The 17,664-nt window shown below is 65.5% G+C and carries 4 protein-coding genes; all 4 read left to right on the top strand.

From position 1 onward, the window contains the following. Positions 1–427 precede the first annotated feature (427 nt). The 4 genes from AAZU54_RS11435 (at position 428) to AAZU54_RS11420 (ending at position 17,515) form a co-directional block, all read left to right on the top strand. Positions 428–1,828: an aspartate aminotransferase family protein gene (locus AAZU54_RS11435; protein ID WP_186555673.1), complete on the top strand. Its 1,401-nt coding sequence runs from the start codon at positions 428–430 to the stop codon at positions 1,826–1,828. Between the two features lie 112 nt (positions 1,829–1,940). Continuing rightward, on the top strand, positions 1,941–2,924 hold the full coding sequence (locus tag AAZU54_RS11430) for a TauD/TfdA family dioxygenase (RefSeq protein ID WP_434727171.1): 984 nt from the start codon (positions 1,941–1,943) through the stop codon (positions 2,922–2,924). Positions 2,925–3,089: 165 nt separating this feature from the next. Beyond that, a complete protein-coding gene (locus AAZU54_RS11425) occupies positions 3,090–9,626 on the top strand; it encodes an amino acid adenylation domain-containing protein (protein WP_434727170.1) in 6,537 nt (2,178 codons plus the stop codon). A 2-nt stretch (positions 9,627–9,628) separates the two neighbouring features. Continuing rightward, a complete protein-coding gene (locus AAZU54_RS11420; protein WP_434727169.1) occupies positions 9,629–17,515 on the top strand; it encodes an amino acid adenylation domain-containing protein in 7,887 nt (2,628 codons plus the stop codon). Positions 17,516–17,664 lie beyond the last annotated feature (149 nt).

The following is a 17,664-nucleotide window of genomic DNA, read 5'->3' as shown; positions in this document are numbered from 1 at the left end:
ACCGGCCTCTTCGCGGGCAAGCCCGCTCCCACAGGCACCCCGTTGACCTCGAAGCCAGCGCGGTACCTGTGGGAGCGGGCTTGCCCGCGAAGAGGCCCGTGGAAGCGACAAAACATGCAAGCCAATCACTGAAATCCCACCTGCGCTGAAGCGTTCTCCAAACGCTGCTCACAGCCAGGTTTTGTGGTGGCGACACTAGCCTCTTCGCGGGCAAGCCCGCTCCTACAGGCACCCCGTTGACCTCGAAGCCAGCGCGGTACCTGTGGGAGCGGGCTTGCCCGCGAAGAGGCCCGTGGAGGCGACAAAACTTGCTAGCCAATCACTAAATCCTCCCTGCGCTGAAGCGTTCTCCAAACGATGCTCACCCGACACATATCTGGTTACAGGGACGTGGCGGGCCCACCATTCATTTGCGAGGGATTCTCCGATGTCGACCGCTACCAGCCTTGCCCAGATCCTGCCAGGCGCAGCGCCGCAACCGCTGTATGAGTTCACCGATTCGCCGCTGCTGGTGCGCCAGCAACAACAGGAATCCAACGCCCGCAGCTACCCACGACGCCTGCCCCTGGCACTCAAGCGCGCCCGTGGCCTGTATGTCGAAGACGTCGAAGGCCGCCAGTTCATCGACTGCCTGGCCGGTGCTGGCACGCTTGCCTTGGGGCACAATCATCCGGTGGTGGTCGAGGCGATTCAGCGCGTGCTGGCGGACGAGCTGCCGCTGCATACCCTCGACCTGACCACGCCGGTCAAGGACCGCTTCGTCCAGGACCTGTTCGGCATCCTGCCCGAAACCTTGCGCCGCGAGGCGAAGATCCAGTTCTGCGGCCCGACCGGCACCGATGCGGTGGAAGCTGCGCTGAAACTGGTGCGTACCGCCACCGGGCGCAGCACCGTGCTGGCATTCCAGGGTGCCTACCACGGCATGTCCCAGGGCGCATTGAGCCTGATGGGCAGCCACGGGCCGAAGAAACCCCTGGGCGCGTTGCTCGGCAATGGCGTGCAGTTCATGCCGTACCCCTATGACTACCGCTGCCCGTTCGGCCTGGGCGGTGAGGCGGGTGTGCGGGCCAACCTGCACTACCTGGAAAACCTGCTGCTCGACCCGGAGGGCGGGGTGCCGCTGCCAGCGGCGGTCATTCTCGAAGTGGTGCAGGGCGAAGGCGGGGTGATACCGGCTGACATCGAATGGCTACGCGGTGTACGGCGGATCACCGAGCAGGCCGGGGTGGCGCTGATCGTCGACGAAATCCAGAGCGGCTTTGCCCGCACCGGGCGGATGTTCGCCTTCGAGCACGCCGGCATCGTCCCGGATGTGGTGACCTTGTCCAAAGCCATTGGTGGCAGCCTGCCGCTGGCGGTGGTGGTGTACCGCGAGTGGCTGGACCAATGGACCCCAGGCGCCCATGCCGGCACCTTCCGCGGCAACCAGATGGCCATGGCCGCAGGCTCCGCAGTGATCGATTACCTGGTCGAGCATCGCCTGGCCGAGCACGCCGAGGCCATGGGCCAGCGCCTGCGCGGCCACTTGCAGCATCTGCAGCGCCAGTACCCGCAGCTGGGCGATATTCGCGGGCGCGGCTTGATGCTTGGGGTCGAGCTGGTCGACCCGCAAGGCGCGCTGGATAGCTTGGGCCATCCACCGGCAGCGCGCGAGCTGGCCCCCAAGGTGCAGCGCGAGTGCCTCAAGCGCGGCTTGATCCTTGAGCTGGGCGGCCGCCATGGCGCGGTGGTGCGCTTCCTGCCGCCGTTGATCATCAGTGCCGAGCAGATCGACGAGGTCGCAGAACGGTTTGCCGCGGCGTTGGCAGTAGCGGTGCGCAGCGCCTGAACAGGTTTTGCCCAAGTAACGCGGGCGGCCTGCCCGTGATGAATACGATTAACGCCAATGCGCGGCGCACGCCACCTTAGCCGTGGCGTGTGACGCGGATGGGGAGACACAGATGAGTGAACTTGCCGATATCAAGGTGCGGCCATTGATGCCTGAGCGCGGCTCGCTGCCGCTGCTGGTCGAAGCGCCCGAGCCAGGGCTTGGGCTGCTGGAGAGCTTCGACGAGCTCAAGGAGATCGTGGCGCAGCACCTGGATCACTGCGCAGGGATATTGTTTCGCGGTTTCGAAGTGGGGGAGGTCGCGGCGTTTCGCGAGTTCGCCCAGGCGTTCGGTCATCCGCTGCTCAATTACGAGTTCGGCTCCACCCCGCGCAGCAATGTGACCCAAGGGGTGTATACCTCCACCGAATACCCGGCGCACCAGAGTATCCCGCTGCACAACGAACAGGCCTACAGCCTCGACTGGCCGATGCGTATCTGGTTCTACAGCGTGATCGCCGCCCAGACCGGCGGCCAAACGCCGATCGCCGACAGCCGCGAAGTCTATCGGCGGATGCCGGCCGACATCCTCGAACGCTTTACCAGCAAGCGCCTGATGTATGTCCGCAACTATGGCAATGGCCTGGATGTGGGCTGGGAGCAGGTGTTCAACACCGAAGATCGCAGTGTGGTCGAAGCCTACTGCCGTGCCCACCACATTGAGTGGGAGTGGAAAGACGACGGCGAACTGCGCACCCGTCAGGTCTGTCAGGCGGTGGCCACTCATCCGTGGACCGGCGATCAGGTCTGGTTCAACCAGGCGCACTTGTTCCACGTCTCCAATCTACCGGCCGAGGTGCGCGAAAGCCTGCTTGAGATCGTCGACGAGGAGGACCTGCCACGCAATGTCTACTACGGTGACGGCACGCCCATCGAGCATGAAGTGCTTGAGCGCATTCGCGCTGTGCTGGACGAGTGCGCGATCAGCTTCCCGTGGCAGGAGGGCGATGTGCTGATGCTCGACAACATGCTCGCCGCTCACGCTCGGGCGCCGTTCACCGGGCCGCGCAAAGTCGTCGTCGCCATGGCGCAGGGGCACAGCGAGAAGGCTCGCTGAGGCTTCCTTGGCGCGGCTCCCACCGTACGCCACCGTATCAGGTGGCGTACAACCTGGCGCTTGCACACAGGCCTGCGCCACGCCGCTAAATTCACTTCTCATCTGCTCGTTCTACTGAAAACGCTTTGCCCAAGGCCGAGCCGCAGATCAGTAAGGACCGACAGTATGAATGCCCAAGATTCACTCAAACTGGCTCGACGCTTCATCGAGCTGCCCGCTGGCAAGCGTCGTCTGTTCCTGGATGCGATGAAGGGCGAGGGGGTGGATTTCGCCCTCCTGCCGATCGCGGCGGGGGTGCAGGTGCCGGCCCGCGACAGCCTGTCCTACGCCCAGCAGCGCATGTGGTTCGCCTGGCAGCTCGATCCGCACAGCGGCGCCTACAACCTGCCCCTGGCGGTCAAGCTGCGCGGCGTGCTCGACGTGCCCGCCCTGCAAAGCGCCATCGACACCCTGGTCCAGCGACACGAGGCGCTGCGCACGGTGTTTCGCGAAGCCGATGACCAGGTGCGCCAGTGCGTACAGGCGCATCTGCAGGTCGCGGTCCAGCTGCTGGACCTTGGCCACCTGCAAGGCCAGACGCAGCAACAGCGCATCGAGTCGACCTGCGCGGAAGAATCGGTAGCGCCATTCGATCTGGTCAATGGACCGCTGATGCGTGTGCGTCTGCTGCGCATCGGCGAGCAGGAGCATCTGTTGCTGATCACCCTGCACCACATCATTGCCGATGGCTGGTCGCTGGGCATCCTGATCGACGAACTGGTCAGGCTGTACGATGCGGCTAGCGCCCGGAGCGCATCGGCCCTGGCCGCGCTGGACATCCAGTACCGCGACTTTGCCCTGTGGCAGCGCAGCTGGCTGGAGGCCGGCGAGCAGGAGCGTCAGCTGGCCTATTGGCTGGCGCACCTTGGCGACGAGCATCCCGTCCTGCAACTGCCCAGCGATCGTCCGCGGCCAGCCCGCCCCAGTCATCGTGGCGAGCGCTTGGAGGTGGCGATCGAAGCGGACCTGGCCGAGCGCCTCAAGACCCTCGCCAAGCGCCACAACGTCACCTTGTTCGTGGTGCTGCTGGCAGCCTTCAAGACCTTGCTGTATCGCTACGGCGGGCATGACACGGTGCGCGTCGGGGTGCCGATCGCCAACCGCAATCGCAGCGAAGTGGAAGGGCTGATCGGTTGCTTCATCAATACTCAGGTCCTGCAGACCCGCATAGATCCGACCCATGACACCGCCCAACTGCTGGGCCAGGTCCGCCAGTGCGCGACCCAGGCCCAGGCCCACCAGGACGTGCCGTTCGACAAATTGGTCGAAGTGCTGGGGGTGGAGCGCAACTCGGCCCATGGCCCGCTGTTCCAGGTGCTGTTCAACCATCAAGCGCAGGTGGCCGACGTAGGCGCCATCCAGACCGGCTCCGGCCTGGTTCTGGAGAAGCTCGACCTGCGCAAGAACATCGCCCGTTTCGACCTGACGCTGGACACCGTGGAAGTGGCTGGGGAGCTGCGCGCGGCCTTCAGTTATGCCCTTGACCTGTTCGACCAGGCAACCATCGCCGGCATGAGCCAGGACTGGCTGCGCCTGCTGGCCGCGCTCAGCCAGGATGACGGCTCGGCGCTTGGCGATTGGCCGCTGGCCGCTGCGCCAGTGCCGCTGCCGTCGATCGAGCGACCCGCGCCGCTGCCGGTTCATCAGCGCTTCGCCCAAGCGGCGGCGGCGCACCCGGATCGCCTCGCGGCCGTCAGCAGTCAGGGCTCGCTGAGCTATCAGCAGTTGGAGCTGCGCGCCGAAGCGCTGCGCCTTGAACTCCAGGCGCTGGGGGTGGGTAGCGAGCAGGCGGTGGGGCTGTGGGCTGATCGCTCGGTCGACATGCTGGTTGGCTTGCTGGCGATTCTCAAGGCGGGCGCTGCGTATGTGCCGCTGGAGCCGGGCCAGCCTGGACAGCGTCTGGCGTTCATGCTGGGTGACGCCGGCATATCCCTGGTCGTGGGGCCGCAGGGCGGCATGGATAACCTTGGCCCACAGGTGCGGCAAGTGGCGTTCGATGCGCCTTGCCCAGATCAGGCGCCAGTGCTGCAGGTGCCGGCGTCGGTGCAGGGCGACAACCTTGCCTACATCATCTACACCTCAGGCACCACGGGCACGCCAAAGGGCGTGGGCGTGTCCCATGCGGCCTTGGCCAATTACCTCGATGGCTTGGCCGAGCGCCTGCCCTTGGCTGCGCTCGAACAGCTGGCGATGATCTCCACGCCCGCCGCCGACCTCGGCCATACCATGCTGTTTGGCGCATTGAGCACGGGTAAGACCCTGCACCTGCTGCAACGTGATGCGGTGCTGGACGCCGATGGCTTTGCCAGCTACCTCAGTGATCAAGCCATCGACGCCCTGAAGATCGTGCCCTCGCACCTGGCGGCATTGCTCGATGCCTGTGGCGATGCGCGGGTACTGCCGCAGCGCTGCCTGGTCCTGGGGGGTGAGGCCTGTCCAGCGGCGCTGTTGTCGCGGATCGCCGCGTTGCGCCCTGAGCTGAAGATCATCAATCACTATGGTCCGACCGAAACCACCGTCGGTGTGCTGACCGCCGAGCTGCTGCCGGGGCAAGTCGCCCAGCTGGGCACGCCGTTGCTCAACAGCCGTGTGCAGGTCCTCGATGCCTCCCTGCAGACCGCACCGGGTCAGGCCAAAGGCGAGCTGTGCATTTCCGGGGCCGGTCTTGCCCGTGGTTACATCGGCCGCCCGGGCTTGACTGCGGAACGCTTCGTGCCAGATCCGTCGGGCGAGCCAGGGGCGCGCATGTACCGCAGCGGTGATGCGGTAAGCCGTGATCGCGAGGGGCGCCTGTTGTACGTCGGTCGGCGTGATCAGCAAATCAAGATCCGTGGCTATCGGGTCGAGCCGGGTGAAGTCGAGGCCTGTCTGCAGGGGCTTGAAGGCGTCGAAAAAGCCCTGGTTCGACCGCGGGCTCAGGCCAATGAGTTACAACTGATCGCCTACGTGGTCGCGCCTTTGCTGGTGCAGCGCAGCGCCGATCACGCCACGGCGCAGGACTCCCTGCAGCGGGCGCTCAAGGCGACCGTGCCGGAGCACATGATTCCCGCGCGTGTGCTGTTTCTCGACAGCCTGCCGCTGACCGCCAATGGCAAGGTCGACCTGTCCCGTTTGCCGCAGCCGGAGCAGGAATGCCGGGCGCCACACTATGAGCCGCCCGTCAGCCCATTGCAGATCGGCCTGGCAGGCCTGTGGCGGGAGGTATTGGCGGTCGAGCAGGTTGGGCTGGGCGACAATTTCTTCGCCTTGGGCGGCCATTCGTTGATGGCCACGCAGATCGTCTCCCGTGCCCGGCGCCAGCTGGGGATCGATATCCCGTTGCGGCTGTTGTTCGACACTGGCGATCTGCGCCGCTTCAGCGAAGCGGTCGCAGCACTCGGCCAGGTCAGCGATGCGCCGATCATCAGCTTGGCGCGCGACCAGGTGCTGCCGGTGTCCCATGCCCAGTACCGGCAGTGGCTGTTCTGGAAAATTCATCCGCACAGCTCGGCGTATCACACCCCCATGGTGGTGCGCATTCGCGGCGCGTTGGACCCGGGCGCGTTGAGCGCTGCCATCAATGCGCTGGTACAGCGCCATGAAGCCCTGCGCACCCGCTTCGAAGAGTACCAAGGGGTGCCGGGCCTGCGCATCAGCGAGCAACTTGAGGTCAAGCTTGAGCAGCAGTGGCTTGGCCAGTTGCCGGACGAGGCGCTGACCGCGCTCTTGCAGGCCGAGATCCAGCGTCCGTTCGATCTGGCCGCAGGGCCGCTAATACGGGTCAAGCTCTATCAAGTCGGCGCCGATGAGCACCTGTTGCTGCTGACCTTGCACCATATCGTTTCTGACGGCTGGTCGATGGGCATCATGGTTCGCGAGTGTATTGCGCTCTACAACCACCATGCCAAGGGCGCGCCGCTGCCGCTGTTCGCAGCGCTGCCGGTGCAGTATGCCGACTATGCCAGCTGGCAGCGCGAGCGGCTTGGCGAAGGGCAGATGGAGGATCAGCTCGGTTACTGGAAAGCACGCCTGGAGGATGACTTCAGCGTGTTGCAGCTGCCGGCAGACCGACCGCGTCCGGCGGTGCAGAGCTATCGGGGCGGGCGGCTGGACATTCACCTGCCCGGCGCATTGACCGCAGGCTTGCGTCAGCTGGCGGTGGCCGGCAACGCCACCTTGTTCCATGTCTTCCTGGCCTCGTTCGCGCTGCTGCTGGCCCGTTACAGTGCCAGTGAGAAGATCAACATCGGCGTGCCGATGACCAACCGTAACCGGCTGGAGCTCGAGGGCTTGATCGGCTTCTTCGTCAACACCCTGGTATTGCGTCTGGAGGTGGACTACAGCACCAGCTTCGAGCAGTTTCTGGCCCAGACCAAAGAAGCCAGCCTGCAAGCCCAGGCCAACAAGGACGTACCGTTCGATGCGCTGGTCGAAGCCTTGCAGCCTGAGCGTGGGCTGGGCCACAACCCCTTGTTCCAGGTGATGTACAACCACCTGCGCGACCTCGGCGAGCAGGTCACCGGCCAGAGCCTGGATGGCCTGGTGGTCGAGGAGGTCGACCTGGACGAGGGCAGTGCGCAGTTCGATGTATCGCTCGATACCGTGGAACGATCCGACGGCGTGCTGGCAACCTTCACCTATGCCTGCGACTTGTTCGACCGGGCCCGTATCGAGCGGATGGGCGAGCACTGGCTGAACCTGCTGCAGGCCCTGGTGGTCGCACCTCAAGCGAGTCTGGACCGCTTGGCCCTGGCCTCGCCGCAGGAGCGCCGGGTGGTTGAGCAACAGTGGTCGCAGGGGCCGGCCGGGCCCTTGCTCGACACCGCGTTGGCGCACCGCTTCCAGGCGCAGGTCGCGCAGACCCCCGACGCCATCGCCGTGCTGCATGATGGCCAGCACTGGAGCTATGCCGAACTCAACCGACGCGCCAACCGCCTGGCCCACCGCCTGCAGGCCTTGGGCGCAGGCCCTGAGGTGCTGGTCGGGGTGGCGCTGGAGCGGGGCCTGGAGATGGTCGCCGGGCTGTTGGCGATCCTCAAGGTCGGCGCGGCCTATGTGCCGTTGGATCCTGATTATCCGGCCGAGCGCCTGGCCTACATGATCGAAGACAGCGGTCTGGCCTTGCTGCTCACCCAAACTGCCCTGAGCGAGCGTTTGCCGGTGCCCGCTGGGGTCACTCGGCTGTGCCTGGATCAACCCTTCGAGGGCGCCATCGAAACCAACCCGAGCGTGCTGATCGAGCCGGCTTCGCTGGCCTATGTCATGTACACCTCAGGCTCCACCGGCCGCCCCAAAGGCGTGGCGATCAGCCAGGGTGCGCTGAGCCAGCATGCGCAGGTGTCGTTGGGCTTTTTCAATCTCACAGCCCGCGATCGGATCCTGCAGTTCGCCACGTTCAACTTCGACGGCTTCGTCGAGCAGTTGTATCCGGCGCTGATCTGTGGCGCCTCGGTGGTTATTCGCGGACCTGAGCTGTGGGACAGCGAGCGCTTCTACCGCGAGCTGATCGCCAACGACATCAGCGTGGTGGACGTCACCACGGCCTACTGGTTCATGCTTGCCAAAGACTTCGCCGAGCGTGGGCCGCGCGATTACGGGCGGCTGCATCAGTTCCATGCCGGCGGCGAAGCGATGCCTCCAGAGGGGCTGGCGGCGTGGAAAGCAGCAGGCCTGGGGCATGTGCACCTGCTCAACACCTATGGCCCGACCGAGGCAACGGTCACGGTCACCGCCCACGACTGCACGCCTTATCTGGGTGATCCGGCGCCTGCGTTGCCGTCGGTCATGCCGATCGGTGCGGTACTGGCCGGACGCTCCATCCACCTGCTGGACAACAGTGGCGGCACGGTACTCAACGGCGCCATTGGTGAGTTGATGATTGGCGGCGATCTGCTGGCAAGGGGTTATCACCGTCGCCCCGCACTGACTGCCGAGCGCTTCATCCCTGATCCGTTCGGCGCCGACGGCAGCCGTTTGTATCGCTCCGGTGATCTGTCTCGCTACCTGGCGCAGGGCAGCATCGAATACGCCGGGCGCATCGATCATCAAGTCAAGATCCGCGGTTTTCGCATCGAGCTGGGCGAGGTTGGCGCGCGCCTGATCGAGCATGAGCGTGTGCGCGACGCGCTGGTGATCGACATCGAGGGTGCCCTGGGCAAGCAACTGGTCGCCTATCTGGTGCCTGCCGACCCTGCCGTGGCCCAGGCCGACGCGCAGACCCAGCAGGCGCTGCTGGCAGAGTTGCGCGCGCAACTGCAGGGCAGCTTGCCGGACTACATGGTCCCGGCCTGCCTGATCTGGCTGGCAGAACTGCCGCTGAGCCCGAATGGCAAGCTTGACCGCAAGGCCTTGCCGCGCCCCGACCTGACCCAGCTGCAGGCCCGCTATGTGCCCCCGCAGACCGCCACCGAACAGCAGGTGGCGGCGATCTGGGCCGATGTGCTGCGCGTTGAGCGCGTCGGGCTGGACGACAACTTCTTCGAACTGGGCGGCCATTCGCTGCTGGCGGCCCAGGCCATCTCACGTATCAACAGCCAATTGGGCATCGATATGCCGATCCGCCTCATCTTCGAAACCCCGCTACTGGGGGCATTTGCCCTGGCGCTGGAAAGCGCCGGCCAGTCCCTGAGCGAAGAAGGCCTCGCCGATATCGAGCAACTGATGAATGAATTGACGGAGGCTTGAACATGGACAAGACAACTGCTGAACGAATTGCCAAGCGCTTCGTCGCACTGCCGCTGGAACAACGTCGCCAGGTGCTCGACAAGATGAGCGCCAGTGGCCAGAGCTTCAAGCTGCTGCCGATCGCCGCCACCCGCCACGAGGTCGCGCGGATCCCGCTGTCGTATGCCCAGCAACGGCTGATGTTCCTCTGGCAACTGGAGCCGACCAGCGCTTTCTACAATGTGCCGATGGCGGTTCGCCTGGAAGGTGAGCTGGACGTTGCGGCCATGGCCAAGGCCCTGGAGTTGCTGGTGCAACGCCATGAGACCCTGCGCACCCGCCTGGTAATGGAGGAGGGCGAATGCTACCAGCAGATCCTCGACCAGTCGCCGGTGGCCCTGGCGCAGGTCAAGGTGGCCGCAGCTGACCTGGATACTTTGGTACGCGACGAGCTGCGCCGTCCGTTCGACCTGTTCAATGAGCCCTTGCTGCGGGTCAAGCTGTTCCAGGTCGACCCCAGCCATCATGTATTGACGGTGTGCATGCATCACATCATCAGTGACGGCTGGTCCAGCGAACTGATGGTGCAGACCTTCGTCTCGTTCTACGATGCCTTGGTCGCCGGCCAGCCGCTCAACCCCGAGCCGCTGGCGATTCAGTACGCCGACTATGCGATCTGGCAGCGCGCCTGGCTCGAAGCGGGCGAAGGCGAGCGGCAGTTGCAGTACTGGCAGGCGCAGCTGGGCAGCGAACAGCCGCTGTTGGACCTGCCGCTGGACTTTCCACGCCCGGCTCAGCCCAGCTATCAAGGCGCCGTGGTTCGCGCCGACCTGCCGCCGGCACTCTCCAGCGCGCTGCGCAGCCTGGCCCAGAGCAAGGGGCAGACGGTGTTCATGGTCCTGCTCGGGGCGCTGGCGGTGGTGCTGTCGCGTTACAGCGGTCAGGACGACATTCGCATCGGCGTGCCCAACGCTGGGCGTAATCGCAAAGACCTCGAAGGCCTGATTGGCTTTTTCATCAATACCCAAGTGCTGCGGGTCCAGGTCGATGAACAGGCGACCTTCGACAGCCTGCTCGAGCAGGTCCGCCAAGTGGTGGCCGAGGCCCAGTCGCACCAGGAGCTGCCTTTCGAGCAGTTGGTCGATGCGCTGGCGCCTGAGCGTAACCTGAGCCATAACCCGCTGTTCCAGTTCAAGCTCAACCAGAATGTCGCTGGCGAGGCGGCTGGCAGCGAGCAGAGCAAGACCCTTAGCGGCCTGAGCGTCGAGGAGTATCCACTGAGCGGCGCCGACGCCCGGTTCGACCTGGCCTTCGACTTTACCGACAGCGGCGAACAGATCCAGGCGTACTTCACCTATGCCACCGACCTGTTCAAGGCCAGCACGATCGAACGCATGGTCGGCGCGCTGCATGCGCTGCTGCAGCGCCTGGTCGATACCCCCTCCAGCCGCTTGCTGGCTCATACCGAAGGCCAGCGGGCACTGCTGCCAGGTGAGCAGGCCGAGTTCCCCTGTGAAGACTTCCTGGCCCTGTGGCGCCAGGCGGTGCAGGGCGCTAGCGAGCGACCCGCAGTGCGTGCTGGCGCCCAGCAACTGAGCTACAGCGAGCTTGACCGGCAGTCCAACCAGCTGGCCCACCATCTGCAAACCCTGGGGGTGGCACCGGGTGACCTGGTTGCCCTGTGCCAGGAGCGCTCGGTCGAATGGGTGATCAGCTTGCTGGCGGTGCTCAAGGTCGGCGCCGCGTTCCTGCCGCTGGACAGCGCCCAGCCAGTCGAACGGCTGGCGCAGCTGGTCGGCGACAGTGGTGCGGTCCTGCTGCTGCAAGATCCGCAGGTTGCCCTGAGCGGTTTCGAGGGCTGCCCTGCGTTGCCGTTCGATGCTGACGCCTGGCGGCATTGCCCGGATTCGCCGCTCGATACCGCCGTGGTGCCTGCCCAGCCGGCCTATGTGATCTACACCTCAGGCTCCACCGGCCAGCCCAAGGGCGTGGTGGTGGCGCATGGCACCCTGGCCAACTATGTGCAGGGCATCGAGCAGCGCTTGCAGCTGCCAGCAGGCGCCAGTATGGCGATGGTTTCCACCGTGGCCGCCGACCTGGGCCATACCGTGCTGTTCGGGGCGCTGGCGGGTGGCCGGCTGCTGCATTTGCTGTCGCGCGAGCACGCGTTCGATCCGGACGCGTTTGCCGGCTACATGGCCGAGCATCAGGTCGATGTACTGAAAATCGTCCCAAGCCACCTGCAAGGGCTTCTGCAGGCCAGCGAGCCGCAGAAGGTGCTGCCGCGCCAGCTGTTGATCGTCGGGGGCGAGGCCTGTCCATGGTCGTTGGTGGAAAAGGTCGCTCAGCTCAGGCCTGACTGTCGGCTGGTCAACCACTATGGCCCTACCGAAACCACCGTCGGCATTCTCAGCCACGAGGTCACCGAGCTTGAGCCCGGTACGCGTACCGTGCCGGTCGGCAAGCCCTTGCCCAACAGCCATGTGTGCTTGCTCGATTCGGCGCTTAACCCGGTTGCCGAGCGGGTTGCCGGTGAGCTGTATCTGGGCGGCAAGGGTGTGGCCCAGGGCTATCTGGGCCGCCCAGCGATGACTGCCGAGCGATTTGTCCCCGACCCAACCGGCCAGGGCACGCGCTTGTACCGTGCTGGCGACCGCGCCCGTTTGCAGCAGGGCAAGGTGGAGTTTCTTGGCCGCGCCGATGAGCAGGTGAAGATCCGTGGCTATCGGGTCGAGCCCGGCGAGATCGGCGAGTTGCTGCGTGGCCTGCCCGGCGTGCAGGACGCGGTGGTCGTGCCGATGGCGCTGGAGGGCGACCCGGAGCGCCTGCAACTGCTCGCCTATGTGGTGGCCCCCGCGAGCTCGGCAACTGAGTTGCTGAGCCAACTGCAAGCGCGCCTGCCTGACTACATGGTGCCCGCCCACGTCGTACTGCTTGAGTGTCTGCCGCTGACCGCCAACGGCAAGCTCGACAAACGCGCCTTGCCCAAGCCGGAAATTGCCAGCAAGGCTTACGTGGCACCGGTCGGTGAAATAGAAGAGAAGCTCGCCGCGATCTGGGCCGATGTGCTCAAGCTGGAACAAGTCGGCACGGGCGATAACTTCTTCGAACTGGGCGGCGACTCCATCCTCAGCCTGCAGATCATCGCCCGGGCCAAGCGCCAGGGAATCAAGCTGTCGCCCAAGCAATTGTTCGAGAAGCAGACCATCACCGCGTTGGCCCAGGTGGCCAAGCTGGTGCAAGACAAGCCCAAGCCCGCCGCTGTCGCAACGCCAGAGGCGGGCGGGGCGCTCGCCCTGTTGCCGATCCAGGCGCGCTTCTTCGACACCTCCATCGAACAGCGCCACCACTGGAATCAGGCCGTGTTGCTCACGCCATTGCAGCGCTTGCAGCCCAAGGCGCTGGACCAGGCCCTGACGGCAGTGTTCAACGAGCATGAAGCCTTGCGCCTGAGCTTCACCTGCAATGACCGCCAGTGGCAGGTCGAGCCACGTCGGCAGGCTATCGAAGCCTTGTTGCAAGTGGTCACGCTGAACCAGCCGTCGGCGCTCGAAGCGCACGCCACCCAGATCCAAGCCAGCCTCAGCCTGGAGCGTGGCGAATTGGTCAGGGCCGTGCTGTTCGAACTGCCTGGCGGTCAGCAGCGGCTGCTGCTGGCGATCCATCACCTGGTGGTCGATGGGGTGTCCTGGAGGATCCTCCTCGAGGACCTGCAAAGCGCCTACCAGCAGGCCAGCCAAGGCCAGCCGATCAGCCTGGCGGGGCGTTCTGCCAGTTGCAGGCAGTGGGCGCAGCGGCTGACCGAGTATGCGCGCAGCGATGCCTTGCTGGCCGAACGCAGCTATTGGTTGCAGGCCTTGAGTGAGGAGGATGCGCAGTTCCCCTGCGACACGCCGGGGGCTGCTGCCACCTTGCGTGAAGCAGCCCATGCCAGTTCGCGCCTGGACAAGGCCCTGACCCACAAGCTGCTGAAGGTTGCCCCGGCGGCCTATCGCACCCAGGTCAATGACCTGCTGCTCACCGCCCTGGCCCGCGTACTGTGCCAATGGAGCGGACAGCCAGCGGTGAGCATTCAGCTCGAAGGCCACGGCCGCGAGGACTTGTTCGACGACCTGGACCTGAGCCGCACGGTCGGCTGGTTCACCAGCTTGTTCCCGGTGCGCCTGAGCCCGCAAGGCAGTGTCGGCGACAGCATCAAGCGCATCAAGCAGCAACTCTGGCAGGTGCCCAACAAAGGGATTGGCTATGGTGTGCTGCGCTACCTGGGGGATGCCGAGTTCGCTCGCCAACTGGCCGACGTCGCCCAGCCACGGGTGACCTTCAACTACCTGGGGCAGTTCGACGGCAGCTTCAGCGAGGACTCCGGTGCGCTGTTCGTGCCGGCCGGGGAAAGCGCCGGGCGCAGCCAGGGCGAGGATGCACCGTTGGGTAACTGGCTCAGCGTCAACGGCCAGGTCTATGACGGCGAACTGCGTCTGGACTGGACCTATAGCCGCGAGATGTACCGCGCCGAGACCATCCAGGGCTTGGCCCGCGCCCTTGAGCAGGCGCTGGAAGAGGTGATCATGCACTGCATGGAGGATGGCGCCCAGGGCGTGACCCCCGCTGATTTCCCGTTGGCCGGCCTGAGCCAGGCACAACTCGATCGCCTGCCGGTGGCGGCGCGCGACATCGAAGATATCTACCCCTTGTCGCCCATGCAGGAAGGGCTGTTGATGCACACCCTGCTGGAACCGGGGTCGGGTATCTACCTGATGCAGTACTGCTACCAGGTCGACCATGCAATCGACATCGACGCCTTCAACCAGGCCTGGAAGATGGTCATCGCCCGCCATGATGTCCTGCGTACCTCGTTCTGCTGGGACCTGGGCGAGCGCATGGTGCAGATTGTCCATCGGCGTACCGAGCCTGCCTTGCGGGTGCTCGACTGGCGCCACCTGTCGCCCGCCGAGTACGAGCCGGCGCTGCAGGCCGAGCTTGAACAAGAGTTGCAGCGCGGCTTTGCCATGGACAAAGAAGTGCCGTTCCGCCTGCGCCTGATCCAGCTGGCGGCGGACCGCTTCGGCTTTGTCTTCAGCAACCACCACGTGCTGCTCGATGCCTGGTGCCGGATGGGGGTGGTCGATGAGTTCTTCAAGGTCTACCAGGGCTTGCTGGGCGGGCAGACGGTGCACTTGCCGACGCCGCCGCGTTACCGCGATTTCATCGCCTGGTTGCAGCGTTGGGACCGTGACGCTTCGCGCGGCTTCTGGCGCCAGGAGCTGGCGGGCTTCGAGCGTCCCACCGCGCTGCCGTTCGACCGCGCGCCGTCGCGCGAGCAGGCTCAGGGCAGCGTCGCTGACCAACTGGTGTACCTGAGCCGTGAGCAAAGTGCCCAGCTGGCGCAGCGCGCCCAGGCGGCGCAACTGACGGTCAATACCCTGGTGCAAGGCGCCTGGGCGCTGTTGCTACAGCGCTACAGCGGTGATCGGGATGTGCTGTTCGGGGTCACCGTGGCGGGCCGACCGGTCGAGTTCCCAGAGATGCAGACCACGGTCGGGCTGTTCATCAACAGCATCCCGCTCAGGGTGAAACTGCCAGGGGCGCAAGCAGGCCTGAGCGCCAAGGCTTGGCTCAAGTCGCTGCTCGAATACAACCTGAACCTGCGTGAGCACGAGCATTTGCCGCTGGTCGACATCCAGGCGTGCAGCGAGATCGGCAGTGGCCAGGCGTTGTTCGACAGCCTGTTCGTGTTCGAGAACGCGCCGGTGGAGTCCAGCGTCGGTGCGCAGGCGTCGAGCATGAAGGTCAAGGCGGGCAGCTCGCGCACCCACACCAACTACCCGATCACGGTGGTGGTCTATCCAGGAGAAGTGCTGGGCCTGCACCTGTCGTATGACCAGCGCCTGTTCGATGGCGACACCATCGCGGTATTGCTGGCCGACTTCCAGGCCCTGTTGCTGGCCTTGAGCGAGCAGCTGGATGCGGACTTCCACCAGGTAGCAGCGCGGCTTCAGGAGCAGGCCCGGGTGACCCCAGAGGCCTTGCCGCAAGCGCTGCAGCAGGGCTATGCGCGGCTCTTCGATGCCACCGTGGCGCGGGTGCCGCAACTGCCGGCAGCCCGTTGCAGTGGGCGCCAGTGGAGCTATGAGGAGCTGGATGTGCAGGCCAGCCGTCTGGCGCTGAGGTTGCAGGCCGCTGGGGTCGGCGCCGATGGCCTGGTTGCGGTGTTGGGCGAGCGCGACCTGTCGCTGTTGGGCATGATCGTCGGTGTGTTCAAGGCCGGTGCGGGCTACCTGTCGCTGGACCCTTCGCTGCCGCTGCGGCGCCTGGGCGAGGTGCTCGGCCTCAGTGGCGCGGCGCTGTTGGTCTGCGACCAGCGCTGCGCGCCGTTGGCCCAAGCGCTGCTCGCCGAGCTGGACCAGCCACCGGCGCTGCTGGTGTGGGAGCAGGTGCAGACCCTCGCCTCGCGTGCACCGCTCAAGCCATTGCCCGAGGCAGCCGGCAAGTTGCTGGCGTACGTGATCTTCACCTCCGGCTCGACCGGTGTGCCCAAGGGGGTGATGGTGGAGCAGGCCGGCATGCTCAACAACCAGTTGAGCAAGCTGCCCTATCTGGGGCTGCAAGAGCATGACGTCATCGCCCAGACGGCCTCGCAGAGTTTTGACATCTGCGTGTGGCAGTTGCTCACGGCAGCGCTGCGCGGTTGTCGTGTGGAGATCTTCCCCGACGCTGTCGCCCAGGACCCACAGGCATTGTTGCAGCAGGTCGAGGCCACGGGGGTGACGGTGCTTGAGTGCGTCCCGGCGATGATCCAGGCGATGCTGGAACTGCCGGCCCGTGCGCTGCCCAACCTGCGCTACCTGCTGACCACGGGCGAGGCCATGCCGCCGGCCCTGGCCCGGCGCTGGCGCGAGCGCTATCCACAGATCGAGTTGGTCAATGCCTACGGGCCGGCCGAGTGTTCCGATGACGTGGCGCTGTACCGCGTGCTCGATGATGCCCCGTCCGTGCATCTGCCGATCGGCACGGCCACCGATCACAACCGTCTGTACGTGCTCAACGACCTGCTCGAACCCATGCCGGCGCGTGCTACCGGCGAGTTGCATGTGGCCGGCGTGGGGGTAGGGCGCGGCTACCTGGGCGACCCGGTGCGCACGGCCTTGAGCTTCGTGCCCGATCCGTTCAGCCACAGCCCGGGTGAGCGCTTGTATCGCACCGGCGATCTGGCGCGGGTGCGCGCCGATGGCCAGGTGCTGGAGTACGTAGGGCGGGCCGACTTCCAGGTGAAGATTCGCGGTTACCGGATCGAACTGGGCGAGATCGAGTCGCGGCTGCTGGCCCACGAGGCGGTGCACAGCGCCGTGGTGGTGGATGTGCAGGTGGCCGGCAGCAAGCAGTTGGTCGCCTATTGGGTGCCCCGGCAGGTGAGCGCGCAGGCGATGGAGCTGCGCGCCGTGCTCGCCGAGCACTTACGTAGCAGCCTGCCGGGCTACATGGTCCCCGGCTTGTGGGTGATGCTCGACAGCCTGCCGTTGACCGCCAACGGCAAGCTTGACCGCAAGGCCTTGCCAGCGCCGGATGCAAGCACTTCGCAGCAGCAGTACCAGGCGCCGGTCACCGCCGTGCAGCAGCAGTTGGCACAGATCTGGAGCGAGGTGCTGGGCGTTGAGCGCATCGGCCTTGACGACGACTTCTTCGAGCTGGGCGGGCATTCGCTGCTGGTGGTGCAGGTGGTGGCCCGGGTGGGCAACCAGATGAATACCGAAGTCAGCCTGCGCGAGTTGTTCGAGCAGCCGACGCTGGCGGCGTTCAGCGAGGTCGTTGCGGCCCGGCAGGGACATGGCGAGGCGATTCAGGACGAGTTGGCTAAATCCTTGGCAGCCTTGAAACGTCTTACTGCAGAGGAGATCGACGAGTTGACCCTGTAGCGCGGTTGGCCAGGCCCAGGAAACACCCTGGGCCTGGCCTGGCTCGTCAACTTCAGTACACCCAGAGCCGGCTCCTGTCCGGCTCTTTCATTTGTTCGGCAGCATCGTCGGCATGTCGCGGGCTGGTTGGCTCGCAGGCGGGGACCGGT

Origin of the sequence: Pseudomonas sp. Je.1.5.c (genome assembly GCF_051129895.1) — a bacterium.
Classification (GTDB): Bacteria; Pseudomonadota; Gammaproteobacteria; order Pseudomonadales; family Pseudomonadaceae; genus Aquipseudomonas; species Aquipseudomonas urmiensis.
This window is presented reverse-complemented; position numbering and strand designations above follow the sequence as displayed.

What these genes read in the sequence shown, in the direction of transcription:
- AAZU54_RS11435 (WP_186555673.1), top strand. Translation starts at nt 428, where the DNA reads ATGTCGACCGCTACCAGCCTTGCCCAGATCCTGCCAGGCGCAGCGCCG.
- AAZU54_RS11430 (WP_434727171.1), top strand. Translation starts at nt 1,941, where the DNA reads ATGAGTGAACTTGCCGATATCAAGGTGCGGCCATTGATGCCTGAGCGC.
- AAZU54_RS11425 (WP_434727170.1), top strand. Translation starts at nt 3,090, where the DNA reads ATGAATGCCCAAGATTCACTCAAACTGGCTCGACGCTTCATCGAGCTG.
- AAZU54_RS11420 (WP_434727169.1), top strand. Translation starts at nt 9,629, where the DNA reads ATGGACAAGACAACTGCTGAACGAATTGCCAAGCGCTTCGTCGCACTG.